Here is a 23,737-nt window from a genome sequence, read left to right on the forward strand (position 1 = left end):
GGAGTCATGAGAGTCCGGTATCCGGCGGACACATAATAAAGAAAGAGGGAAGCGCCTCATGACGAAGTCCGAACTGGTCGAGCTGATTGCGTCCAAGCAAAGTCAGCTTTCCGTTAAAGACGTCGAGTTGGCTGTAAAAACTATTATTGAACACATGTCTCAGTCGCTCGCCGATGGCCAGAGAATTGAAATTCGTGGGTTTGGCAGTTTTTCGCTGCATCACAGGGCTGCACGAACTGGTCGCAATCCGAAGACTGGCGAAGCCGTGCAACTGCCCGCTAAATTCGTGCCGCATTTCAAACCTGGCAAAGAGTTGCGGGAACAGGTCAATGACAGCCTGAAAAAAGGCTTCTGACGCAGCATCAGGGAACTTGTATAATCCGGGCTTCTTTTTAGTCCGTTTTGGGAGCGTTATTGCTATGGCAGGATTGCAGAAAATCTTCATTATTCTGTTAGTACTGGTCCTTGTCCTGCTGGCACTTGTGTTCTCTCTTAACAATCAGATGGCGGTATCGCTCAACTTCCTGTTGTTTGAAACCCAGCCTCACGGCGTCGCCGTCTGGATCATTATGGCTTTCATCATTGGTGCGCTCGTGGGCGTGTTGATGACCGTGCTGGCCACCGTTCGAAATTCGGTGTCCCGGCGAACCCTCGAGAAACGACTTAATCGTGCCGAGCAGGCATTGGAGAAATCCAGGGCCCAGACCGACCGGACTCTTTAATGGATATAGTGCTTCAGTGGCTGCTGCTGACGATAGCGGTTGCTGCCGGCTGGTTTGCAGGCCGGCTTGGCAAAAGCCGTCGCAGGTCCAGCACCCCGATCGCTGATGAAGAGTCGGTGCGCGACCGCCTCCAGTTCCTCTTTACCAATTACTCCGATCAAGCCGTCGAGAACTTTGTGCAGTCCCTGGCTGTGAACAAAGAAACGGTCAGCCTGCATTTGTCGATTGGCAGCCATTTCCGCCTAAAGGGCGAGACCGATCGCGCTATTCTTATTCATCAGAATCTGCTGGCGCGCCCTGAGTTACCTACCCGCTTTTCTCCCCAGGTTACCCTCGAGCTTGCCAAGGACTACCTCAAGGCGGGCCTGCTGGACAGGGCCGAGGCGCTGCTCCAGGAGCTGATGGGCGATCGCGATTATGGTCGTGGATCGTCGCAGCAACTCATCGAGCTGTATCAACAGGAAAAAGAGTGGGGCAAGGCGGCCGACGTGGCGCGGGCGCTGACTAAAGGTGATGCCGATCCAGCCATGTTCAAGGTGCTGGCTTACCTCACCTGTGAGCGGGCCGAGCATGCGCTGCGTGAAGATGACCGGTGGGGCGCCCAAAAGCTCTGCAAACAGGCGTTGGATTATGATCAGTCCTGCGTTCGTGCCACGCTGATTCTGATGAAGTTACAGATCCGCCAGGGTAGCTTCCGGGAAGCCGCGAATCAGAGTTTGAAGGTGTTCGATCAGAATCCAGAATTTGGTCCCGAGGCTGTGGATCGGTTGATGAAGCTGGAGCAGGAGCACGGCGATGTTGGACGGCTCGGCAAAAAGCTGCGGAAGCTTTACGAGAGCTACCCCAGTACCAGTCTCTTGTTGGCGCTGGTGGAGTCCGTTGAGCGATCGTCCGGGCGCCATGCTGCCATTGAGCTGCTTCGTCAGGAGCTTGAGGTGCGCCCGAGTGTCCGGGGTCTGTTGCGGCTGGTTGAGATGGCCGGTTATGAGAAGGGTATGACCACCGATGAGGGCCGATTGGTAAGTCGCATCGGCCACCTGATTCTCGTGAATCGGCCGATCTACCGCTGTGCCAACTGCGGCTTCTCCGGCCAGCAATTGCATTGGCTTTGTCCCAGCTGCAAGCAGTGGGAGACCATTCGCCCGATTCAGGGTGTAGAGGCCGAATAATTCTTTAAAGCATTCTGTAGGGTTTATAACGTGCAAAACCAAAACGATCCGAAGATCATTGTCGCCCTGGATTTTCCATCGGAGAAACCGGCTGTAGAGTTGGTAGAGCAATTGGACTCGACCAAGTGTCGGCTCAAGGTAGGCAAGGAATTGTTCACCCGCAGTGGCCCGCAGCTGGTAGATCGCCTGCAGAAGCGCGGTTTCGATGTGTTCCTGGACCTGAAGTTTCACGATATCCCGAACACAACCTCGGCCGCCGTGGCAGCGGCGGCAGATCTCGGTGTGTGGATGGTCAACGTTCACGCCTCGGGTGGTGAGAAGATGATGACCGCCTGCCGGGAGCGGCTGGAATCCTATGGCGCCGAACGTCCGTTGCTGATCGCAGTCACCGTACTCACCAGCATGTCTGGGGACGATCTGGCCGGCATTGGTATCACTGACTCGCCTGAAGCCCAGGTTTCACGCCTGGCGACCCTCACCAAAAACTGCGGCCTCGACGGCGTCGTCTGCTCGGCCCAGGAGGCTCCCAAACTCAAAGCCGAGCAGGGCGCAGACTTCCAGCTGATCACCCCCGGAATCCGCCCACTGAACGCCGACAAGGGCGACCAGCAACGCATTATGACACCCAGTGACGCCCTCAAAGCTGGTTCCGACTACCTCGTGATCGGTCGCCCGATTACTCAGGCGGCTGACCCTCTGGCGGCGCTGGAGGCGATTCACGCTGAGGTGGTCGGCCTCTAACTTCTCCGTCTCGTTTCGTAGCTCCTGCGCCAGCCTTCCGTTTTGTCGGGCTGGCGGTGTGGGGCTACCCTCCCAAAAACCGCTTCGAGCACGTCCATGTGCGCTTGTGTCCGGCCATCCATGGCCTCCCACATTTTTGGGAGGGTAGCCCCACACCACCGATTCGTTCTTCGGAGAAATAGTCTTTCTCTCCTCTGGTTTTTCCTTGGAACAGCAACTACTGAGTATGAAAGGGAAAGGGGCTTGGAGTTGGCTTCTTAAGGACATTGAAAGCTCAAGATATCGGAGGAGTCGGGGAGGGGGTGGTTGTGCCTACTTGTCAAAAATGTAGGAGGCCATGGATGGCCGGAAACAAGCGCACACGGATGTGCTTGTAGCGGTTTTTGACAAGTAGGCACGGCCGCTCCCTAACACCTATATTCGCAGGCTAGGAGTGCCAAAAAACCAAAGTAGAGGGCAATAAAAAACCCGCTAACTCAGAGAATTAGCGGGTTTTTAGAATAGTGGCTCCCCGAGCTGGGCTCGAACCAGCGACAAACGGATTAACAGTCCGTTGCTCTACCAACTGAGCTATCGGGGAACGTCGTCGTGTGACGAGGCGCGTATATTAAGTTGGCTATACCGCCTCGTCAACCCCTCGCTCAAACTTTTTGACCGAGGGCGTTTCCCGAGTCTTAACCAAGGGCCTTTTGCAGGCGTTCAATGGCCTGCTTGAGGTTGTCCATGCTGGTGGCAAAGCTCAGTCGCATGTGGCCTGGAACACCAAAGGCGGAACCCGGAACCAGGGCGACACCGGCTTCAGTCAGCAGTTTCTCGGCGAACTCGACGTCTGTGCTGGCGTCCTTGTCGGCTTCGATTGCGGCGTGAAAGCTCGGGAATACGTAGAAGGTGCCGTCACCATGCAAGCAATCCACACCGGGCAGCCCATTCAGCGCCTCTACGAGCCAGTCGTGGCGTTCCTTGAACGCGCTGACCATCTCGCCAACACAGTCCTGTGAGCCATCAAGAGCCGCCTGGGCAGCCGCCTGTGACACCGACGACGGGTTGGACGTGCTCTGGGACTGGATCTTCTTCATGGCGCCAATGATCTTGGCGGGGCCGGCGGCGTAACCGATGCGCCAGCCAGTCATGGAATAGGCCTTGGAAACACCGTTGAGAACGAAGGTGCGATCGTACAGCTCCGGCGTCGCGTTAAGGATGTTGCAGAACGGCTTGCCGGTCCAGAGAATGGGCTCGTACATGTCGTCGGTGGCAATCATGATGTTCGGGTGCTTCTTCAGCACTTCGCCAATCGCCTGCAACTCTTCCAGGGTATAAGCCATACCGCTTGGGTTGGACGGGCTGTTGATTACGAACAGACGAGTCCGTTCGGTAATGGCGTTTTCCAGCTGTTCCGGCGTGATCTTGAAGCGAGTGTCGGCACCCGTTTCGAGAATAACTGGTTTACCTTCGGCAACCAGAACCATGTCCGGGTAGGACACCCAGTAGGGCGCCGGAATAATGGCTTCATCACCGGGGTTCAGCGTGGCAAGTGCGAGGTTGAAAAAGCTCTGTTTGCCACCACTGCTTACCAAGATCTGATTGGCTTCGTAATCCAGGCCGTTGTCCCGCTTGTACTTCGCAATAATCGCTTTCTTCAGGGCCGGCGTACCATCCACAGCCGTATACTTGGTCTGGCCGTTGTTGATGGCTTCGATGGCTGCCTGTTTGATGTGATCTGGGGTATCGAAGTCAGGCTCGCCAGCTCCCAGGCCAATGATGTCCTGGCCGGCTGCGCGGAGTTCCGCTGCTTTGTTGGTGACTGCGAGGGTGGGAGAGGGCTTGATAGCCTGTACTCGGCTGGAAAGTTGAAGATCCAAACTTGCGCTCCTTAAAGCTGCGTCTGATAGGGCTGCGACGGGCGGAAATAGGCACAATGACTTATTTTCTCCCGACCGTCGATTACTCCGATGGTATCATGAAGCCGGCATAACGCTAAATTTCTGGACTGTGGGGCCTTTTCCTGGCCATGTCCGTCAAAACCGGAGGTTGTCTGCCTATTATGGCCAAGAACGAGCCGAGTACCGTAAACGAAGGGAAGTTCAGGGTCGATTCACCCTTCGAGCCCGCTGGTGACCAGCCGAAGGCTATCGAGGGCTTGGTGGATGGCATTGAATCCGGCCTGGCTCACCAGACTCTGTTGGGTGTCACGGGCTCCGGCAAAACCTTCACCGTTGCCAAGGTGATCGAGGAGATCCAGCGGCCCACCATCATCATGGCCCACAACAAGACGCTGGCCGCGCAGTTGTACGGGGAATTCCGCGAGTTCTTCCCGGACAACTCGGTGGAGTACTTTGTTTCTTACTACGACTACTACCAGCCCGAAGCCTATGTGCCGTCGTCCGATACGTTCATCGAAAAGGACGCGTCGATCAACGAGCACATCGAGCAGATGCGGCTGTCGGCAACCAAAGCATTGTTGGAGCGGCCCGACGCAATCATCGTGGCCACGGTATCGTCGATCTACGGTCTGGGTGATCCGCAGTCCTACCTGAAAATGATGTTGCACCTTGATCGGGGCGATGAGATCGACCAGCGCTTCATCCTGCGCCGTCTGGCGGAGCTGCAGTACACCCGGAATGACATCGAATTCCATCGCGCCAATTATCGGGTTCGCGGTGACGTCATCGATGTGTTTCCGGCTGAATCCGAGAAGGAAGCCATCCGTATTGAGCTGTTCGATGACGAGGTGGAAAACCTCAGCTATTTCGATCCGCTCACCGGTGAGGTGCTGCGCCGAGTGCCTCGAGTGACGATTTACCCGAAGTCCCATTACGTCACCCCGCGCCAGAAGGTGCTGGATGCGGTGGAAAATATTCGTGTTGAGCTTGATGAACGTCTGCAGCAGTTGCGCGACAACAACCGGCTGGTGGAAGCCCAGCGCTTGGAGGAGCGCACCCGCTACGACATCGAAATGATGATGGAGCTGGGGTACTGCAATGGCATCGAGAACTACTCCCGTTACCTATCAGGCCGTCGCCCCGGCGAGGCGCCCCCGACCTTGTTCGACTATATCCCGGCCAATGCCCTGCTGGTGGTGGACGAGTCCCACGTGACCGTTCCCCAGATTGGCGCCATGTACAAAGGCGACCGGTCCCGCAAGGAAACCCTGGTGGAATACGGTTTCCGGTTGCCATCGGCACTGGATAACCGGCCCATGAAATTTGACGAATGGGAGCGCATAGCACCCCAGATGATCTTCGTGTCGGCAACGCCGTCCACCTACGAAGCCGAGCACGCTGGTCAGGTGGTCGAGCAGGTGGTCCGGCCGACTGGCTTATTGGATCCGGAAATCGAAGTCCGGCCGGCGTCCACCCAGGTGGACGATCTGCTGTCCGAGATCCACGCCCGGGTGGCGATCAAGGAGCGGGTCCTGGTCACCACGCTGACCAAGCGCATGGCCGAAGACCTCACGGACTTCTTGATGGAGCACGACATCAAAGTGCGTTATCTCCATTCCGACATCGATACCGTGGAGCGCGTCGAGATTATCCGCGATCTACGCCGGGGTGAGTTCGACGTGCTGGTCGGGATCAACCTGCTGCGGGAAGGCCTGGACATGCCCGAGGTGTCGCTGGTCGCCATACTGGATGCTGATAAGGAAGGCTTCCTGCGCTCCGAGCGTTCGCTGATTCAGACCATCGGCCGGGCCGCGCGGAATGTGAACGGCAGGGCGATCCTTTATGGCGACCGGATTACCGGCTCGATGCAGAAAGCGATTGATGAGACGGCTCGCCGGCGGGCCAAGCAGGCCGAGCACAATGAAGAGCACGGTATTACGCCGCAGGGTCTGAACAAGAAGATTGCCGATATCATGGAGGGAGCCGGTGGTGGCGGTCGTGGTCGTCGTAAGGCCGAACGTCCGGGCCAAAAGGCGGCGGAAGAAGCCGAGAAGTACCGGGCCAAGACCGGCAACAAGTCCCCTGAAGAGGTGCTTAAAGAAGTGTCTCGCCTTGAGGATGACATGTACAAAGCGGCCTCGAATCTGGATTTCGAGACTGCAGCGCGGCTCCGTGATGAGATCTCGGAGCTCAAGGAGGCTGCCCTGCGGACCGGCTGATCAGGGCTCTCGTTTCGGGCCGACAATGACTGCGGCTTGAAGCGGCTGCAGGCTGCCGTAGCGAGACATCTTGTCGAATATTCGGCGGTCGATGGGCAGGTATTGCTTGTCGGCCACGGTTTCCCCTGCCTCGACGTCAATTTCCGGATCGTGCAGGTAGACGAACTGATCGTCGATGGCACACACGGTTACCCAATGTGGCACCCGGCTGCGGTTCAATTGCCAGGTGCTGATCAGAATAACCGGGATGCGACCCTGGTGAAGTGCCCGCTCCATTCCATCAAGTGTTAGCGGGTCATGACGCAGTTCTATCTCGGTCTGGCCGATGTCGTGCAGAAAACCCTCGTGCACCAACTCCAGTACTCGTTTCTTGTCCTCGTTCCGCACCGTGTCCTTGAACAGGGCGCCTTCTTTACTGATCCACGCGCTGGCATGAAAGCCACGGTTCCAGGCAGACAGCGCCAGACCATGGGGGCCACAGCCGCCGTGGCCCGCGAGCATGAAGATGGTGGTGGCCTCGCGCCAGAGCTTTAATTCCTCAAGGGTGCTGAGGGACTGGCCTTCGTCCAGCGCAGCCATGGCCATGATCAGGGCTGCCGGACCACAGGAAAAATCTGTGGTTTGAGGGTAGTAGGGTACTTCCGGGAAATTCCCGGAGGGTTCGTAAAACAGAATGCGTCGTTCAAAGCGCAGCGCGTTACCGTGATCCTCGTAATAGTCACGGTATGTGCCAAACTGGCGATAGCCCAGGCGCTCGTAGAGACCGATGGCAGACTGGTTGTCCTCACGAACTTCCAGGCGCATCACAATACGGCCGGCTTCGACCGCTTCCTGTTCCGCCGCCCGAATCAGTTTTTCTCCGGCACCGCGGCCCCGGGCTGAAGGGGCAACAGCAATGGAATAGATGCGGGCCAACCGGGTGGCTGCATTCATCAGCACCAGGGCATAGCCCACGAGTTCGCCGGCCAGAGTCGCGACGATTAGTCGGTCTCTGGGCACCTCGAGAAAACGGCGAAAACTGCGACGGGAAATCCTGTCTTCATCGAAGCTCAGGTTCTCGAGACGGACAAGCGCATCCAGGTCGGCAGTCGTGGCCTGTCGGAGCAGGAGGTCGGTCATGGTGATGGAGCCTAGGCGAGTAACGGGTCGGGGCATGCAGAACGCTTCCCTTACGTGGGTATTATGAGAGGAAGTGGGCTACTGGAACATAGCTCAAGTATGCGTAAAAGCACGCATTATTCGAAGATTGTGCGGGTACCCGTCCAGGCGTATTGTTGCGAAAATTGATCAGGGCTCAACCTTCAGGGAGGATTGCCCCCGATGTCTCGATTGTTGATTGTGGTGGACCGCGCGAAAGACTGGTCTCCGTATTACCCCAGTGAAGACGTACTGACGTTTGATCAGTACCTGCAGTTTACGACACCGGCCAACAGCCGGGTGCGGGTGATCAACCTTTGCCAAAGCGCCAAGTACCTCAGTCGTGGCTATTATTGCTCCCTGTTGGCGGAAGCCCGTGGTCACCATGTGGTGCCTTCGGTGATGACGCTGAACGACCTGAGCCGAAAGGGCCTGTTCTCACTTGAGCTGGAAGAGCTGGATAGTAGCGTCCTGGAATGGCTGGAAGCCTCGGGCTCGGCCATTGATCCGTCCAAGGATGAACGCCATGCTACCCACGAGGTGCGTATTCGGACCTATTTTGGTCAGGTCGAGCATCCGGAATTGAAGCCGGTGGCCCGGGCGCTGTTTGAGCGTTTCCCCTGTCCGATTCTCGAGGTGGTGTTCAAGCGTCGCAAAGGCTGGCAGATTGAATCCATGAAGCCGGCAGCTCCGGCTGATCTGGAAGAACGCGAGCAGGATGTGTTTGCCGCCGCCCTGGACCGTTTCAGCAGCATGGTTTGGCGCAAGCCTCGGGCTCGTCGCCGTTACCGCTTTGATCTGGCGGTGCTGGTGAATCCGGACGAGGAAATGCCGCCCAGTGACAAGGTGGCTCTTACACGATTCGAGAAAGCCGGCCGCAAGCTGGGTATCAACGTTGAGCAGATAACCCGGCGCGATTACATGCGCCTGCCGGAATACGACGGTCTGTTTATTCGGGAAACCACCGCCATTGACCATCATACCTACCGTTTTGCCCGTAAGGCCGAAGCCGAGGGGATGGTGGTGATTGATGATCCGGTGTCCATCCTTCGCTGCACCAACAAGGTTTTTTTGGCTGACCTGTTGAAGAACAACAAGGTGCCTACGCCCAAGACCCTGATTCTGTCGAAAGACCAGAAGCAGGCCGTGGAGCAGGTGATGGATGAGCTGGGCTTCCCGGTGGTTATCAAGATACCGGACGGTGCCTTTTCCCGGGGTGTGACCAAGGCGGAAGATGAGGAATCACTGCGTGCGGGCCTGAAGGAGCTGTTCAAGCAGTCGGCTCTGGTGCTGGCCCAGGAATACCTGTACACCGATTACGATTGGCGTATCGGAGTGCTCGGTGGCCGTGCCATCTATGCGTGCAAATACATGATGGTAAAAGGCCATTGGCAGATTTATCAGCATGGCGAATCGACTAGCGAAAGTGGTGACTTCGAGACCATGCCCACCTATGAGGTCCCGCGCAATGTGATCCAGGCAGCCCTGAGCGCCACCAAGCTGATTGGCAATGGGCTCTATGGTGTCGATATCAAACAGTCGGGCAATCGCGTGGCGGTCATCGAAGTTAACGATAACCCCAGTATCGATGCCGGGGTAGAGGATCGGTTCCTGGGGGGCGAACTCTACACCCTGATCATGCAGGAGTTCCTGTCCCGGATGGAGGCCAACCGACGCCGGTAATGCCGGGTGTCAGGGGCCACTGACCCACACCCGCACACTGCCAAGCCAACTGTAGCCCGCCAACTCACCCCGAATTCGTTCGGCGGTGAGTATGTCGCTGCCTGCCGAGGTGTCAAAGAACAGTTCCAGGTGCACCTTGTTTTTCAGGTAGTGCAGTCGGAGCCGGGTGTTTGACGGCAATTCCCCAACGTGGTCGACCAGTACACTGCGGATTTCATCCCGGTGGGGCAAACGCTCTGAAGTGGGTAGGTGGTCTTCATCGTTCTCGGCATCAATATGAAAGTTGATGTCACGAATGTTGTCGAGCGCGTGCCGCATGCCGCTGACCACCTGCATGCCGATCTGATGTCCCTCGGAAACACTGATGTCGGGCCGGACCAGTAGGTGGATGTCGAGTAAAATGTCGTGGCCCATACGCCGGCTTCGCAGCTCGTGTACGTTGCGCACGCCATCGGTCTGACGGGCAATGTCCTTGAGCATTTCGGTATCGGCGGGAGACAGGCCGGTATCGACCAGCTCTTTCACGCTGTCCCAGGAAAATTTCCAGCCAATGTGGATGATGATGCCGGCAATGACGACCGCTGCCAGCACGTCCAACCAGAGAAAGCCTGCCATCGCCCCAATAGTTGAAAGCACCACGACAACAGACGAAAGAGCATCCGATCGACTATGCCAGGCGTTGGCGAGGATAAGGTCGGAGCGAATGGCCAGACCAACGCGGCGGGTGTAGTGGTAGATCCACTCCTTGCTGGCGACCGATATAGCCGCTGCCAACAGAACCGGCCATCCGGGAACGATGTCGGCTTTACCCTCGATCAACCGTAAGGTATTTTCCCACGCCAGCGCTGCACCCACTGCAATTAAGATGCTGCCCAAAACCAGGGTGCCGAAGGTTTCGATCCGTTGATGACCGTAGGGATGATCCTGATCGGGCTCTTTTCGGGATACCCGCATCACTCCGAGCACCACCAGATCGGAGGCAACATCAGTAAATGAGTGAATGCCGTCAACTAGCAGGGCTTGGGAATGAAAAAGAGTGCCTGCGATGACTTTAATGAGACCGAGTACCACATCCAGAATCATGCCGATGATGGTGACCCGGGATGCCGCCTTTTTTTCACCGGCCAGGTTTTGGCGGTGTTGTTGAGCGGGTGAGGCCGGCTCGTTCATGAAGGACTCCGGAATCGGGGGGGTGCTTAATTATAACGTTATTCCCCGTCAAGGGCTGAATCGCTTTTTCAGGCCCATTTTGACTTTTTTATGCACAGTGTTGCGAAACTGTGACCAGCTAACATTTTGTCCATGTTTACTCAACACCTTATCAAAATATTTATAAGTAACTGAAATTAAAGATAAATTTAACTGGTTAAAAAATGATCAATCTGTAGGCGGGCGCAGTTATCAAGGGATGGCACCCGTTGCCCCGGGATTTTCAACAGGTTTATCCACAGATTCCGTGGAAAAGATTTCAAGAGTGGCTCCCGGCCGCTATTTACCTCATTTTTTTCACGTGCGGCGATGCTGTGGACAACTTCCGGTATACTCCGCTCACCGAAATGCAAGGAGTTTTCAGATGTACGGCTTAATTCGTAACCTGCTTTTCCGGCTGCCGCCCGAGCAGGCTCACAACCTGGCACTGAATGGCCTCGATGCGATCAATCGGATTGGCTTGCTGAGTAAATTCTCACCGAAAATAGATTCATTTCCAGTGAATGTTATGGGGCTGGATTTTCCCAACCCCGTGGGACTGGCCGCCGGTCTGGATAAGAACGCCGATCATCTGGATGCCCTGGGTGCCTTGGGCTTCGGTTTTATTGAAGTCGGTACCGTTACCCCGCTGGCACAGCCGGGCAACCCCAAGCCGCGAATGTTCAGATTGCCGGAGCACCAGGCGATCATTAATCGCATGGGCTTCAATAACGAGGGGCTTGAGCACCTGTTGGATCGGGTGGATAAGCGGCGCTACCAGGGCGTTCTCGGTATCAATGTGGGTAAGAACAAGGACACGCCGAACGAAGAATCGGAATCCGACTACCGCAAAGGCATCCGTGCGGTCTACACGCGCGCGGACTACATTACCGTCAACGTTTCATCGCCCAACACGCCAGGCCTGCGGGACCTTCAGTTTGGTGATTCGCTGAAACAGTTGCTGGCGTCGATTAAAGACGAGCAGCTTCAATGTCAGAGCCAGCTGGGCCGCTACGTTCCCATTGCGGTAAAGATTGCTCCGGATATGGATGACAACGGAATTCGCTTTATGGCCTCCGCCATGAAAGAGACTGGCCTGGATGGGGTGATTGCCACCAACACCACGATCAGTCGTGACGCTGTTGCCGGTCACGCGTACGCGGGTGAGGCGGGCGGGCTTAGCGGTGCACCTGTTCGGGAGGCGTCTCTGAGAGTGATTGAGGGTCTCTACGCTGAATTGGGTGAGTCACTGCCGATCATAGGGGTAGGCGGCATTACCAATGGCGAGAGTGCGGCAGAAAAGATTCGCGCCGGTGCCAAGCTGGTGCAGATCTATACCGGGTTCATCTACCGTGGCCCCGAGCTGATTCGGGAGGCGGTGGAAGCCATTCGTCATCTGGAGCAGGGTGGAGAGCTAGCGACAGCGCCCTGAGCTTTCAGCAGGCAAAAAAAATGGGCCCGCTTAGCGGGCCCGTGCGGGGAATGAACCCCGTGGCGCTTCTTCGCATGGTACGGGGCGGGAGGCCCCGTTTGGGTTACTCTTTGGTTTTTAAGCTACTGCTTCAAATTGTGTACAAAAGACCAGATCAAGATCCGGGGTTGTAATGAATTGTCACGCCGACGTGACATTTGAAAGTTTGTGGATGCCGGAAACTCCGGTCATGCCCTCCCAGTTATCGGTGCGGCCTTCACGCCACCCGTTTAGCCATTCCTGGCGAACTTCCATTTGTTCTGAGGGGCAACTGTCTTTAGGTTTACCTGATACGCCGGCTAGATAACCCCGTTTGAATGCACGAGCGAAAACGTCTCTCTTCTGTCTTTTCATGCCGTTCCTCACTGATGGATTAACAGAACAAGCGTGTACACATCTGCAGTGGCGAGGACAGAGGGCCCATTCCGGGATAACCCACTATTGTCAGCTCAAGCCAGAGCAGTCAGGATCCTGTTAACGGAGACTTATATTTGCCTCCGGAACGACGCGTCACCTACAAGGTAGTTCGAACGTCGAGCGGATGTACACTAATAATTTCATCTATATGACGCTTTTTTTATAGTTGTATGAAATAACGAAGAATGGCTGGCGGCTTAAAGTCTGCTATTCCGGAAACTTACCCGAACTCAAGTGAACCAGGAGTTGAACTTGTCCAAATCCGTCTTTTTCGTAAGCTGCCCAAAAGGGGTTGAATACCTTTTGGCAGACGAACTCAGTACTTTCGGCCTGGAACCTGTGCGTAATGCACCGGCCGGTGTCTGGGCGGAGGGTAGTCTGGAAGGCGGTTACCGAGCCTGTTTATGGTCTCGCCTCGCTAACCGAGTCATTCTTCATCTGGACGAGGTTGACGCCACCAGCGGTGACCTGCTGTATGACGGCGTGGTGCACATGGACTGGCAGCAGCACATTCCTGTTAACGGCAGTTTCCGGGTGACCTTTCTTGGGCAGAACGACGCTATCCGCAACACTCAGTACGGGGCCCAGCGCGTCAAAGACGGTATCGTCGACCGGTTCCGCGCCAGTGGTGGTCAGCGCCCCTCTGTGGCGGCCAAGATGCCTGATGTCACGGTGTCGGCTCGTTTGAATCGGGGGCGGTTGTCGTTGGGCATCGACCTGAGTGGTCACAGCCTGCACATGCGCGGCTACCGCACCGAAAAAGGCGCGGCTCCTCTGAAGGAAAACCTGGCTGCGGCCTTGTTGATGCGTGCCGGATGGCCTGAGTTGGCTCAGAACGGCGGCGATTTTGTCGATCCCATGTGTGGTTCCGGCACCTTGGTTATCGAAGCGGCCATGATGGCGCTGGATCTGGCGCCGGGACGCAAGCAGGAACACTTCGGGTTTGAGAAGTGGCTTGGGCACCAACCCGACCTGTGGCTGGAGTTGCGACAGGAAACTGAGCGCAGGGCCCATGAAGGCAAGCAGCGAAAACTGCCGAGAATGGCGGGTTTTGATCAGGACAGTCGGGTGCTTTCGACCGCCCGGAACAACATCGAACGGGCTGGACTGCAGGGCCTGGTGCAGGTGGAAAGTAGCGCGATTGCCGATCTGGCCCTAGAAGGTGACTGGGCATCCTCGGGCTTGGTGCTGGTCAACCCGCCGTACGGCGAACGGCTGAGCGAGCGACGTGAACTGGGTACCCTGTATCGGGCGTTGGGCGATACCGTCAAGCGCCTGCTGCCGGGTTGGCGTCTGGGTGTGTTTACCGGTGCACCGGAATACGGCAAGTCCATTGGTCTGCGGAGCTACAAGCAGTACCGGTTGTTCAATGGCAAGCTGCCGGCTCAGCTGCTGTTATTCACCGTAGACGAAGTCAGCGCGATGACGCCCCATGAGCCGGACATACCAGGCGAGATCACGCCCAAGATCGCCAATGAGGAACGGGCGGCGATGCTTGGCAACCGTCTGAAGAAAAACCGCAAGAGTATTGGTCAATGGGCACGCAAGCAGGGCATCGGCTGCTATCGCCTCTACGATGCCGACATGCCCGAGTTTGCTCTGGCCATTGACGTTTACGAGGGCAAGGTGCACGTTCAGGAATACGCTGCTCCGAAGACCGTTGACGAGCGTTCAGCCCGGGAGCGCCTGGCAGAGGCGCTGGCGGTTATACCCGAGGCTCTGGGTATCGAGCGCGAGGATATGGTGTGCAAACAACGCCAGCGCCAGTCCGGCACCAGCCAATACGAAAAGCAGGCGGCCAGTGGTGAGTTCTTCCGGGTGCACGAGCACGGCTGTGCGCTGAAGGTGAACCTGAAGGATTATCTGGACACCGGCCTGTTTCTGGATCATCGACCGGTTCGGCACTGGATTCAGCAGCACTCCAAGGGTCAGCGCTTCCTGAACCTGTTCTGTTACACCGGAGCGGCTACTGTGCACGCTGTGGCCGGTGGCGCCAGTCGCTCGCTGAGCCTTGATATGTCGAAAACCTATGTCAACTGGGCCCAGGATAATCTGGCCCTGAATGGGGCCGATCCCAGGAAGCATATCGTGGAGCAGGCTGATTGCCTGGCCTGGCTGGCCTCGAAGCCGACAGCGGATCAGCGATACGATCTGATTTTCATGGACCCACCGACCTTTTCCAACTCAGCGAGAATGGCCGGGGTGCTGGATATCCAGAAAGATCATGGCCGGTTGGTGCGCCAGGCCATGGCTCGCCTGAACTCCGAAGGCTTGCTGATTTTTTCCAACAATTTCCGTCGCTTCAAGCTGGATGACGATCTGGCCGCGGAATTTGATATCGAAGAAGTCAGCGCCAGCACGCTGGACAAGGACTTCCAGCGCAACGCCCGGATTCACCGGTGCTGGCATATCCGCCATCAAAGCTGAGCCTTAGAACTCGTACCGTAACCCGCCGGAGAACTGGAACGTATTTACGTTCGTTTCAGTATCTTCGAACAGTCGACCGCCTTCGAAGGCCAGGTAGGTGTTGTCGAGCAGTTCGATGTCGAGGCCAACCAGCCAGCTGACACTGAAGCTGCTGCCAGGAAAGTCTTCCTCGAAGAGTTGAAACTGGCGGTTCTGGGCGGCCTCGGGCCGCTTCAATTCGGATTTGCCGCTGATGTGAGAAAAACCGAATTGGCCGTAGACGTTGGCGTAGTCGGTGATCGGGTGATGCATGCCGATGTACCAGCTGGCGAAATAGTCGATGGCCAGGGTCAGGTTGCTGTTGGGTACGTCGGCATCGGTGATGCCACCACCGGCGCGGACTTCGGCGTGGAACAGATCGGTGATATGGCCGCCAACTACCAGTGTGGCGCCATTGCCCCAGGCTGCCTCGTTGGTGACGGTTCCGACAGAGCGATGATTAAAGGCAGTGGCCAGTAATCCCACGTAGTGCATGTCTTCCCGGGCCTTGTCAGAGGCCATTTCCTGGGCGAAAACAGACGAAGCGGTCATCAGTGTAGCTGGAATCAGCGCGGCAAGCAGGGATGTTCGCACAACCTTGTTCATTATTATCGGGCTTCCTGACGTCAACGGTACGGGCCTGATCTTGCCCTGTGTAACCGTTTGTTACGTCGACCCGTGTCACACTTCCCTGTGTCGATTCCTGGTCAGCACTAGTCTGCGTCAAACAGGCCTTCTTCGCGGGCCAACAGAAGCAGGGCGTACACACCGTTTTCCGGAAGCTGTGGCTCCAGGCCCTCATCGATCATTAACTGCCGGCGGCGGTCCTCGAGGGTGTCGCTATCCAGGCTGGTGATCAGCTCGGTGATGGGAGCAATTTCGAACGGGGCGTCTTGCCCGATGGCGCTGAACAGCTTGTCGATCAGGATCTCATCCGGGTCCAGGCCGTCCACGTAGACAGTCTGGTCCGGCAGGTCTTCGTGCAGTTCGCGTGCTATCTCCAGCGGCGGTACGCCCTGTTCTTCCAGATAGCGAAGGTCGAAGTCACCCAAGTCACCATCGTCTGGCAGCCATGCGTCCTCGGGGCTGATGACCACGGTTTTCATGCGGCCGTCGGCCAGGGACCAGGCCATGGCAACGGGAAACAGGACATCGTCGGTCTGGCAATATTCAATATCAAGAAATCTGGGTGCTTGCACGCTGAGCTCCGCTTGCGACGGGTGAGTGTGATTAGGGCATAAGGAATGTCCGTGCAGCCAGTATGAGCCATCAAGGCTTCATGCCATACTGTTGTGGCAATTATCATTCAATCAGGGACATCATGGAACACGCTGAATTTAACAAAGATTTGCTGAAGTTTCTGGATTCATCGCCAACACCATGGCATGCCGTGTCGACGATGAAAGATCGACTGGACGCCGCCGGCTTTGTCGAGCTCGACGAAAAAGACGATTGGTCGCTTGCCTCGGGGCAGGGCTACTACGTCATCCGAAATGGCTCTTCCATTGTCGCCTTTCGAGCTGGTCAGCGGGATGTAACCGCCTCCGGGATTCGCATGGTGGGCGCGCACACCGACAGTCCCTGTCTGAAGGTGAAGCCGAATCCGGAAGTTCGCCGCAAAGGTTTCTTTCAGCTGGGTGTCGAAGTATACGGCGGTGTGCTACTAAACCCCTGGTTCGACCGCGATTTGTCCCTGGCCGGACGAGTTACCGTTCTTGATGAGGCGGGCGAGGTTCGGGACAGTCTGATCAATTTCCGCAAGCCGGTGGCGTTCATTCCCAGTCTGGCAATCCACCTCGATCGGGAAGCTAACAGCAACCGCACCGTAAACCCACAGACTGATCTGCCGCCAGTGCTGATGCAGGTGCCAGAAAGCGACACCACCAGCTTTGCCGACTTGCTGCGCCAGCAGATTGCGACTGAATCTGGATTGAAGGTGCGCAAGGTGCTTGGTTACGAGCTGAGCTTTTACGACGCCCGCGAAGCCTCGTTTGTCGGCCTGCGTGATGAATTCATCGCCTCCGCCCGGCTCGATAACCTGCTCAGTTGCTACATCGGCCTGCAGTCCTTGCTGACTGCCTCTGGAGACGAAGCCGCGCTGCTGGTCTGCAATGACCATGAGGAAGTCGGCAGCATGTCCGCTGAGGGTGCCCAGGGGCCGTTCCTGTCATCGGTTCTGGATCGCTGGTGCGGTGCCGGCAGGGCCCGCGCTATTGCCCGCTCCATGATGATTTCCGCGGATAATGCCCACGGTATTCACCCCAACTACATGGACCGACACGATGAAAACCATGGTCCGCTGCTGAATCAGGGGCCGGTGATCAAGATCAATCACAACCAGCGTTATGCGACCAACAGCCGGTCAGCCGCTGTTTATCGTCACATCAGCGATGAACTGGGCTTGCCACATCAGTCGTTTGTGGTGCGCAGTGATATGGGGTGTGGCAGCACGATTGGGCCAATTACGGCTGGTAATCTGGGTGTCACCACGCTGGATATTGGCGTGCCGCAATTCGGTATGCATTCGATTCGGGAGCTCATCGGCACTGAGGATGGCTATACTCTATTTAGGGTGTTGACCGAATTCATGCAGCGCGAACAGGTTTTGTGAGACCTGAAACGAAAAATGCCGCTGCTTCGTATGAAGTAGCGGCATTCCGGAAAAGTGGCTCCCCGAGCTGGGCTCGAACCAGCGACAAACGGATTAACAGTCCGTTGCTCTACCAACTGAGCTATCGGGGAACAGCATCAGAGTGGCGCGCATATTAAGTGCTTTGGTGGGCCGGGTCAACCCCCTGAATTAAAAGGTTAAAAATTGTACGAAAGCCAGTGTTCAGTAGTACGTAGTGACAGGGAGGTGTCGTTATGACTGCTTTCGAATCTGCTCCTCAACCTTTGCCCGCGAATGTAAAGCCGGACCGCCTGCAGTATCACCCACCCCCCTGGTTACGTAACGGCCACATTCAGTCGGTCTGGCCGACGCTGTTTCGCAAGGTCGACATGATCTCGCCCCAGGCCGAGGTTCTGCCTACTGACGATGACGATGAACTTCATCTCGACTGGTATCGCCAGGGCAGTGATCGCCTTGCCATTGTTTCCCATGGCTTGGAAGGGCATAGCCGGCGGCCTTACGTGCTGGGCATTACCCGAGCCCTGTTGAGTGCGGGCTGGGATGTGCTGGCCTGGAATTATCGATCGTGCGGCGGTGTAATGAACCGGCAGCCCCGGTTTTACCACAGTGGGGCAACGTCTGATCTCGAGCGTGTTATTCACCATGGCTTGAGCAAGGCCTATGACACACTATTTCTGTCCGGCTTCAGTATGGGTGGCAACCTGACCTTGCTTTATCTGGGCGAGCAGGGAGAGCGGATCGACAGCCGGATCTGCGGTGCTGTTACCTATTCGGTGCCGTGCGATCTGGCTGGCAGCGCCGAGGTGCTTTCCCGGCCAACGCGGCGCATCTACATGCAGCGTTTCTTGAAGGATCTTCATTGGAAGATGCGCGAAAAAGCGCAAAAATTCCCGGATTTGATCGATGTGTCCGGCTTCGAGTCCATTCGCAATTTTCATCAGTTTGACGATCGCTACACCGCGCCCCTGCATGGCTTCCGCAGTGCGGTGGACTATTGGGCGCAGGCGTCCGCGCTTGGGCGGCTCCGGGACATTCGGGTGCCGGCGTTGATGGTCAATGCCGCTGACGACCCGTTCCTGTCTCGCAGCTGCTTTCCGGAATCACGAAATCTTCTAGGAGCCCACGTGCGCGTCGAGGCGCCACGCTGGGGTGGGCATGTCGGCTTTGTTGAGCACGCCCGCGACGGCTATTACTGGTCGGAACGCCGCGCCATCGCGTTCCTCCGCAATATCTGTTCTTAGCCGATCAGGGGAGGTTCAGTTCAGGGCTGGTTTGAGCACCGGCCACACGTTCTCCAGCAGTTTTGGCTGCGCCTCGACACTTGGGTGAATGCCATCGTCCTGCATCATGCCCTCCTGGTCGTACACGCCCTGCAAAAAGAAGGGAACCAGCGCGGTGTTGTAGCGGTCCGACAGTTTCGGGAAGATCTCAGCGAACATCTGGGTGTAGCGTTGGCCGTAGTTCGGCGGGATCTGCATACCGACGAGGATTGCCAGGGCACCTGCATCCTGCACTTGGGTGATCATCTGTGCCAGGTTGGACTCAATGACGTTCGGCGGAAACCCGCGCAGGCCGTCGTTGCCGCCAAGTTCAATAACCACAACATCCGGGCTATTATCGGCCAGCAGGCCGGGTAGGCGCCGCGCGCCACCGCCGGTGGTTTCACCACTGATGCTGGCATTGACGACGTTCCACTGGCTCAGGCCATTGTTGTTCAGGCGCTCCTGCAGCAGCTGAACCCAGGCTCGGTCCGAGGGAACACCGTAAGCCGCACTAAGGCTGTCGCCAACGATCAGAAGTGTGTTTTGATTGGCCAGTGCCACTGGCGCCATCAACCAGGCCAGTGCAATGAAAAGGATTGATCTGACCCACAGCCGTGCCGTATGCATAAACAAATCGAGTACCCTAAATCCGTTGACTTGAACCCAGAATCGGGAGTGTCCGTGAACCAGATGACCAATGTTAAAGCAGACCGTCTACCGCCGATGTTGCGGGTCGACAACCTGACGCACCGGGTTCGCCTGGAAACCGATACGTTAACGATCTTGCAGGGGGTCAGTCTGGAAATCAATCGCGGCGAATCGGTGGCGATCGTTGGGCGCTCCGGCTCCGGGAAAACCACCTTGCTGGGATTGCTGGCGGGGCTGGATACGCCCAGCGATGGCACTGTTGAGCTGGATGGTGCCATGATCAGCCAGCTGTCGGAAGACGAGCGCGCCAAACTTCGGGCCCATCGGGTCGGTTTTGTCTTCCAATCGTTCCAGCTGCTTCCGGCGCTGTCTGCGTTGGAAAACGTCATGCTACCGCTGGAGTTGGCCGGGTCCGAAGCGGCCGAAGACCGGGCGCGGGAGCTGCTGGAGCGAGTAGGGCTGGGCGAACGGCTCAATCACAGCCCGCGGCAACTGTCCGGTGGCGAGCAACAACGGGTTGCAATCGCAAGGGCGTTTGCCTCAGATCCCGCCATCCTGTTTGCGGATGAGCCCACCGGTAATCTCGACAACCGCACCGGCCAATCGGTGTCGGATCTGCTGATGGAGCTGAATCGGGAGCAGGGCACCACGCTGGTTATGGTCACTCACGACGAGCATCTGGCGGCGCGCTGTGGTCGCCAGTTCCATATTGAAGCCGGCGTGTTGACCGAGCCGGCAGCGGCCGAGGAGTTGACCTACTGATGGCCGCTGCACGCAAATTGATGTCGGTGCGCCGTGATTGGCGCGAACGCGACGTACGGGTTGTACTGGTAGCACTCATCATTGCCGTGGCCACGGTCGCCACCATCGCGCTATTCGCGGCGCAGTTGCAGCGCACTCTGGTGTCGTCGGCGAGTTCGTTTCTGGCGGCAGACCGTCAGCTGGAGGCGGAAAACGGCCGGGAAATACCGCCTGACTGGCTCACCGAGGCGCAGTCTCGCGGGCTTGAGACCGGTCGCATGGTGGAGTTCTCCACCATGGTCTTTGGCACCGGGGGATTCCAGCTGGTTTCGGTAAAAGCCGTCAGCGATGAATACCCCCTGCGAGGCCAGATCGAGACACAGGGTGCGCCGGACCAGCCAAGAGATCTGGTGCGTTCGGGCCCCCCACCGGGCGAGGTGTGGATCAATCCCAGACTGCTGCGCCTGCTGGAGCTGGAAATCGGCGATTCGCTGGAAGTGGGCAACCGGAATCTCAAGGTATCGTCATTGCTGGTGCGGGAGCCTGATGGCGGGTTTCGGCTGTCGGCGTTGGCTCCAAGGGTAATGATGCACGTCGACGACGTGACTTCAACCGGTGTGATTCAGGAAGGCAGCCGGGTTGAGTATGTGTATCTGTTTGCCGGTGAAGACACGGTCATTGAGGACTATTACCAATGGCTGGAGCCGCGTCTGGAGCCAAGCCACGAGTGGGAAGGTGTACGCGATGGCGAGACCTTCTCACGTTCCTTGGAGCGCGCTGAGCGCTTCCTGTTACTGGGCGGCAGTCTGGCGGTGTTGCTGGCTGCCGTGGCTGTGGCCGTGGCGAGCCGACAATACGCGCTGGCGCAGCGGGACACTGTGGCGCTATTGAAAACCCTGGGTGTGCGCAGCCGCGGCATTGGCCGACTCTACCTGCGCCGGTTGGTGCTGTGGGGGGCAACCGGCGTGGTGGGGGGCTTGCTGGTGGCCCTGCCATTGTTCTGGCTACTCACCCGCTTGCTGAGTGAAGTGTTGGAGCGACCGGTTGAATTTCACCTGGCACCGCAGGCTCTGATCCCGGCGTTGTTGACTGCACTGGTGTCCCTGTTTGCATTTGCCTATCCGCCCATTCGCAGGCTGCGGGATGTGCCGGCCATGCGGGTGCTTCGAAGCCAGCCCGGCGAAGCGGGGCGGGGTGCCTTGGCAGATGCGGCCATTGCAATTCTTGCGGTCTTTGGGCTGGTTTGGGTCTATGCGGGCGAGATCAGTCTGGTGGTGTCGCTGTTGGCCGGGCTCGCATTGCTGCTGGGCGCGCTCGGACTGCTGGGTTGGTTGTTGGTCGCCCTGTTGCGCAAAGTGCGTGGCGGCGGCAACGCCTGGCGCCTCGCCCTTGTCGGTTTGTACCGTCACCGACGAGCCAGCCTGTCGCAGATGGCCGTTTTTGCCATGACGCTGATGTTAGCGGCAACCCTGGTGTTGGTGCGCACATCCTTACTGAATGACTGGCAGGCGCAACTGCCGGAAAACGCCCCCAACCATTTCCTGATCAATATCGCTCCGGATGCCGTTGAAGAGGTTGGTGAATTCTGGCAGGAGCGTGGACAACCGCTGAATCAGTTATACCCCATGGTTAGGGGGCGATTGACCGAGCTGAATGGCGAGCCGGTTAAGGAGGCGGTCAGTAAGGATGAGCGTGTTGGTGCCCTGAACCGAGAACTGAATCTGACCTGGATGGCACAGTTGCCCGAGGATAATGAGATCGTGCAGGGCCAGTGGTTCGGCCAGGATGCCGTCGAGGGCGTATCCGTTGAAGCTGAGTTGGCGGAGCGTTTGGGTCTGGCGTTGGGCGATCGGCTAACCTTCACCATCGGCTCTGAAAAGGTGACGGAAGCGGTTACCAGCATCCGCACGGTGCAGTGGGACAGCATGAAACCCAATTTCTACATGGCGTTTCCTCCCGATGGTGGCCTGACCGATATGCCGGCCACCTGGATCACCAGCTTTTATCTGCCGTCGGATGAGAAAACGGCGTTGAACGCGTTTTCTCGAAACTTCCCGACCATCTCGGTGTTGGAAATTGATCACATCATTGATCGCATTCAGCAGATCGTCCGCCAGGTCACCCAGGCCATTGAAGCCATACTGGCCCTGATTCTGGCTGCGGCACTGGTGGTGATGGCGGCAGTGGTGAGTGCCACCCTGCATGATCGCCAGAGAGAGGGGGCCTTGCTCCGGACCCTGGGTGGTCGGCAATCGTTGCTGGTGCGCAGCACTATGCTGGAATTTGCCCTGCTGGGTGGCTTCGCCGGGGTGTTGGGTGTCGCTGCAGCGGAAGTTGCGGTCTGGGCATTGCAGTTCCGGATGTTTGAGGGCTCATTCAGCTGGCACTGGCAGGTGGTCTTGCCGGTGCCGCTGATCAGTGCCCTGGTGCTGGCGTTCTTTGGCCGTTGGCAATTGCGTCCGGTGCTGAATGTGTCGCCAATGTTGTTGCTCCGACGGCTGGAGTAATGGGCAGGCTAGCGATATTTCGCGAGAATGGCTTCCAGTTCGCCATTCTCGCGAATGGTCTTTAACTCTGCATTGAAGGCATCAACAAACTCTTTCGAGTCTTTCCGCAGCATGATCCGGAAATCGACCTGGTTGATACCCAGGCCAGTGCTCCGGAAATGGTCTTGAAGACCTTGTTTTTTAAGTATCCACTGGCCGACTAGCCGGTCGGCAACAGCCGCGTCAAACCGGTCTCCATGGAGGACAAAAGTAAACATGTCTTGATCCCTGGAAACATCGAAACGCTGGATCTTTCCGGTATCAAAATGAACCTGAAGCTCCGGGTAGTGATAGCCCAGGTGGGTCACCACGGTTTTCGAGTAAAGATCTTGCGGGGATCGGTATTCCAGCTTCGATGCCTTGGGCACGAAGAATACCTCTTCAATGGGCACCACCGAATCGGTGAACAGGAAAAGGTTGGGGTTTTCGGTCCACTCACGGGCTCTTGAAGTTCCGTCTATCACCCCGTCCAGCAACATCTCGTCGACGCGCTTTCTGGGAACTTTTTTGGGCACGACGTTATAGTCCAGTCGCTGACCAATCAGTGAGACGACATCCCAAATAATTCCGGAAGGCTGTTCTTGCTCAACAATCAGGTAGGGTGGATAGCCGTTAGGAGAAACGTTGAAGCGGAAGGTTTTCTGGTGTGAGGCCGCGCCGGTGTTAAAGCTGAGGGCCAAGGTCCACACAAAGGTAATAATCAGTTGTGGGAAATGGGTCAGTCGGTTAGACCGATTTCTCATCATGATGCTGGACCCTTGTTGGTGAAAAGTGTCCGGCCGTCCTGCCAGTGTAGGAATCAGTGTCACGTTTTTGCTTGGAAACTTCAATGATAG

The 23,737-nt window shown here is 57.2% G+C and carries 20 protein-coding genes and 2 tRNA genes; 12 read left to right on the forward strand and 10 right to left on the reverse strand.

Annotated elements, in window-relative coordinates; genetic code table 11:
• Nucleotides 1-58 precede the first annotated feature (58 nt).
• From QUE89_RS07280 to pyrF, 4 genes are all read left to right on the forward strand, one after another.
• The gene (locus tag QUE89_RS07280; RefSeq protein WP_041338916.1) at nt 59-355 is read left to right on the forward strand and encodes an integration host factor subunit beta; all 297 of its coding nucleotides are present in this window, start codon (nt 59-61) and stop codon (nt 353-355) included.
• A gap of 64 nt (nt 356-419) precedes the next feature.
• Complete coding sequence (locus tag QUE89_RS07285) at nt 420-722, forward strand: LapA family protein (RefSeq protein WP_286222538.1); 303 nt, start codon at nt 420-422, stop codon at nt 720-722.
• Nucleotides 722-1,891, forward strand: coding sequence for a lipopolysaccharide assembly protein LapB (lapB, locus tag QUE89_RS07290; RefSeq protein WP_286222539.1), 1,170 nt, complete (start codon nt 722-724; stop codon nt 1,889-1,891). Before QUE89_RS07285 ends, lapB begins: the two co-directional genes overlap by 1 nt.
• 30 nt (nt 1,892-1,921) lie before the next feature.
• Nucleotides 1,922-2,632: an orotidine-5'-phosphate decarboxylase gene (gene pyrF / locus QUE89_RS07295; protein ID WP_286222540.1), complete on the forward strand. Its 711-nt coding sequence runs from the start codon at nt 1,922-1,924 to the stop codon at nt 2,630-2,632.
• Between the two features lie 504 nt (nt 2,633-3,136).
• On the opposite strand, the gene QUE89_RS07300 is transcribed toward pyrF, so the two are convergent.
• Nucleotides 3,137-3,212, reverse strand: a tRNA-Asn gene (locus QUE89_RS07300).
• A 94-nt stretch (nt 3,213-3,306) separates the two neighbouring features.
• Nucleotides 3,307-4,491: a pyridoxal phosphate-dependent aminotransferase gene (locus QUE89_RS07305; RefSeq protein WP_286222541.1), complete on the reverse strand. Its 1,185-nt coding sequence runs from the start codon at nt 4,489-4,491 to the stop codon at nt 3,307-3,309.
• Nucleotides 4,492-4,673: 182 nt separating this feature from the next.
• Here QUE89_RS07305 and uvrB point away from each other — a divergent pair, with 182 nt between their 5' ends.
• Complete coding sequence (gene uvrB / locus QUE89_RS07310) at nt 4,674-6,731, forward strand: excinuclease ABC subunit UvrB (protein ID WP_286222542.1); 2,058 nt, start codon at nt 4,674-4,676, stop codon at nt 6,729-6,731.
• On the opposite strand, the gene QUE89_RS07315 is transcribed toward uvrB, so the two are convergent.
• Nucleotides 6,732-7,850, reverse strand: a complete 1,119-nt coding sequence (locus tag QUE89_RS07315) for a GNAT family N-acetyltransferase/peptidase C39 family protein (RefSeq protein WP_286222839.1) — start codon at nt 7,848-7,850, stop codon at nt 6,732-6,734.
• Between the two features lie 201 nt (nt 7,851-8,051).
• On the opposite strand from QUE89_RS07315, the gene QUE89_RS07320 reads away from it, so the two are divergent.
• Nucleotides 8,052-9,551 (forward strand): RimK family ATP-grasp domain-containing protein, encoded by a 1,500-nt coding sequence (locus tag QUE89_RS07320; RefSeq protein ID WP_286222543.1) that lies wholly within the window; start codon nt 8,052-8,054, stop codon nt 9,549-9,551.
• Between the two features lie 9 nt (nt 9,552-9,560).
• On the opposite strand, the gene QUE89_RS07325 is transcribed toward QUE89_RS07320, so the two are convergent.
• Nucleotides 9,561-10,721 carry a cation diffusion facilitator family transporter gene (locus tag QUE89_RS07325; RefSeq protein WP_286222544.1) on the reverse strand — a complete coding sequence of 387 codons (1,161 nt, stop codon included), beginning with the start codon at nt 10,719-10,721 and terminating at the stop codon, nt 9,561-9,563.
• Between the two features lie 403 nt (nt 10,722-11,124).
• Between QUE89_RS07325 and QUE89_RS07330 the strand changes: the two genes are divergently transcribed.
• Entirely contained in the window at nt 11,125-12,171 is a 1,047-nt protein-coding gene (locus QUE89_RS07330; protein WP_286222545.1) for a quinone-dependent dihydroorotate dehydrogenase, read from the forward strand.
• A 180-nt stretch (nt 12,172-12,351) separates the two neighbouring features.
• On the opposite strand, the gene rmf is transcribed toward QUE89_RS07330, so the two are convergent.
• A complete protein-coding gene (rmf, locus tag QUE89_RS07335; RefSeq protein WP_094191138.1) occupies nt 12,352-12,564 on the reverse strand; it encodes a ribosome modulation factor in 213 nt (70 codons plus the stop codon).
• 315 nt (nt 12,565-12,879) lie between these two features.
• Here rmf and rlmKL point away from each other — a divergent pair, with 315 nt between their 5' ends.
• Nucleotides 12,880-15,054 (forward strand): bifunctional 23S rRNA (guanine(2069)-N(7))-methyltransferase RlmK/23S rRNA (guanine(2445)-N(2))-methyltransferase RlmL, encoded by a 2,175-nt coding sequence (gene rlmKL, locus QUE89_RS07340; RefSeq protein ID WP_286222546.1) that lies wholly within the window; start codon nt 12,880-12,882, stop codon nt 15,052-15,054.
• A gap of 3 nt (nt 15,055-15,057) precedes the next feature.
• Here rlmKL and QUE89_RS07345 read toward each other — a convergent pair whose 3' ends face one another.
• Nucleotides 15,058-15,678 carry an outer membrane beta-barrel protein gene (locus QUE89_RS07345; RefSeq protein WP_286222548.1) on the reverse strand — a complete coding sequence of 207 codons (621 nt, stop codon included), beginning with the start codon at nt 15,676-15,678 and terminating at the stop codon, nt 15,058-15,060.
• A gap of 107 nt (nt 15,679-15,785) precedes the next feature.
• Nucleotides 15,786-16,271 carry a hypothetical protein gene (locus QUE89_RS07350; RefSeq protein ID WP_286222549.1) on the reverse strand — a complete coding sequence of 162 codons (486 nt, stop codon included), beginning with the start codon at nt 16,269-16,271 and terminating at the stop codon, nt 15,786-15,788.
• A 122-nt stretch (nt 16,272-16,393) separates the two neighbouring features.
• On the opposite strand from QUE89_RS07350, the gene QUE89_RS07355 reads away from it, so the two are divergent.
• A complete protein-coding gene (locus tag QUE89_RS07355; RefSeq protein WP_286222550.1) occupies nt 16,394-17,683 on the forward strand; it encodes a M18 family aminopeptidase in 1,290 nt (429 codons plus the stop codon).
• A gap of 55 nt (nt 17,684-17,738) precedes the next feature.
• Here QUE89_RS07355 and QUE89_RS07360 read toward each other — a convergent pair.
• Nucleotides 17,739-17,814: transfer RNA gene (locus QUE89_RS07360), tRNA-Asn, on the reverse strand.
• Between the two features lie 123 nt (nt 17,815-17,937).
• On the opposite strand from QUE89_RS07360, the gene QUE89_RS07365 reads away from it, so the two are divergent.
• A complete protein-coding gene (locus tag QUE89_RS07365; protein ID WP_286222551.1) occupies nt 17,938-18,945 on the forward strand; it encodes a YheT family hydrolase in 1,008 nt (335 codons plus the stop codon).
• Nucleotides 18,946-18,960: 15 nt separating this feature from the next.
• On the opposite strand, the gene QUE89_RS07370 is transcribed toward QUE89_RS07365, so the two are convergent.
• A complete protein-coding gene (locus tag QUE89_RS07370) occupies nt 18,961-19,593 on the reverse strand; it encodes an arylesterase (protein WP_286222552.1) in 633 nt (210 codons plus the stop codon).
• 63 nt (nt 19,594-19,656) lie between these two features.
• Between QUE89_RS07370 and QUE89_RS07375 the strand changes: the two genes are divergently transcribed.
• Both QUE89_RS07375 and QUE89_RS07380 read left to right on the forward strand, forming a co-directional pair.
• Nucleotides 19,657-20,376 carry an ABC transporter ATP-binding protein gene (locus QUE89_RS07375; RefSeq protein WP_286222840.1) on the forward strand — a complete coding sequence of 240 codons (720 nt, stop codon included), beginning with the start codon at nt 19,657-19,659 and terminating at the stop codon, nt 20,374-20,376.
• Nucleotides 20,376-22,862, forward strand: a complete 2,487-nt coding sequence (locus QUE89_RS07380) for an ABC transporter permease (protein ID WP_286222553.1) — start codon at nt 20,376-20,378, stop codon at nt 22,860-22,862. Before QUE89_RS07375 ends, QUE89_RS07380 begins: the two co-directional genes overlap by 1 nt.
• A gap of 8 nt (nt 22,863-22,870) precedes the next feature.
• Here the strand turns inward: QUE89_RS07380 and QUE89_RS07385 are convergent, their stop codons facing one another.
• Nucleotides 22,871-23,647 (reverse strand): substrate-binding periplasmic protein, encoded by a 777-nt coding sequence (locus tag QUE89_RS07385; protein ID WP_286222554.1) that lies wholly within the window; start codon nt 23,645-23,647, stop codon nt 22,871-22,873.
• Nucleotides 23,648-23,737 lie beyond the last annotated feature (90 nt).

This window comes from Marinobacter sp. LA51 (assembly GCF_030297175.1).
GTDB classification, from domain to species: Bacteria; Pseudomonadota; Gammaproteobacteria; order Pseudomonadales; family Oleiphilaceae; genus Marinobacter; species Marinobacter apostichopi.

Bases quoted from the DNA above. Each gene is read 5' to 3' on its own strand.
- QUE89_RS07380 (WP_286222553.1), top strand. From the start codon at position 20,376: ATGGCCGCTGCACGCAAATTGATGTCGGTGCGCCGTGATTGGCGCGAA.
- rmf (WP_094191138.1), bottom strand. From the start codon at position 12,564: ATGAAAAGACAGAAGAGAGACGTTTTCGCTCGTGCATTCAAACGGGGT.
- QUE89_RS07330 (WP_286222545.1), top strand. From the start codon at position 11,125: ATGTACGGCTTAATTCGTAACCTGCTTTTCCGGCTGCCGCCCGAGCAG.
- QUE89_RS07370 (WP_286222552.1), bottom strand. From the start codon at position 19,593: ATGCATACGGCACGGCTGTGGGTCAGATCAATCCTTTTCATTGCACTG.
- QUE89_RS07325 (WP_286222544.1), bottom strand. From the start codon at position 10,721: ATGAACGAGCCGGCCTCACCCGCTCAACAACACCGCCAAAACCTGGCC.
- lapB (WP_286222539.1), top strand. From the start codon at position 722: ATGGATATAGTGCTTCAGTGGCTGCTGCTGACGATAGCGGTTGCTGCC.
- QUE89_RS07345 (WP_286222548.1), bottom strand. From the start codon at position 15,678: ATGAACAAGGTTGTGCGAACATCCCTGCTTGCCGCGCTGATTCCAGCT.
- uvrB (WP_286222542.1), top strand. From the start codon at position 4,674: ATGGCCAAGAACGAGCCGAGTACCGTAAACGAAGGGAAGTTCAGGGTC.
- QUE89_RS07375 (WP_286222840.1), top strand. From the start codon at position 19,657: ATGACCAATGTTAAAGCAGACCGTCTACCGCCGATGTTGCGGGTCGAC.
- QUE89_RS07385 (WP_286222554.1), bottom strand. From the start codon at position 23,647: ATGATGAGAAATCGGTCTAACCGACTGACCCATTTCCCACAACTGATT.
- QUE89_RS07280 (WP_041338916.1), top strand. From the start codon at position 59: ATGACGAAGTCCGAACTGGTCGAGCTGATTGCGTCCAAGCAAAGTCAG.
- QUE89_RS07320 (WP_286222543.1), top strand. From the start codon at position 8,052: ATGTCTCGATTGTTGATTGTGGTGGACCGCGCGAAAGACTGGTCTCCG.
- QUE89_RS07285 (WP_286222538.1), top strand. From the start codon at position 420: ATGGCAGGATTGCAGAAAATCTTCATTATTCTGTTAGTACTGGTCCTT.
- QUE89_RS07365 (WP_286222551.1), top strand. From the start codon at position 17,938: ATGACTGCTTTCGAATCTGCTCCTCAACCTTTGCCCGCGAATGTAAAG.
- QUE89_RS07355 (WP_286222550.1), top strand. From the start codon at position 16,394: ATGGAACACGCTGAATTTAACAAAGATTTGCTGAAGTTTCTGGATTCA.
- QUE89_RS07315 (WP_286222839.1), bottom strand. From the start codon at position 7,850: ATGACCGACCTCCTGCTCCGACAGGCCACGACTGCCGACCTGGATGCG.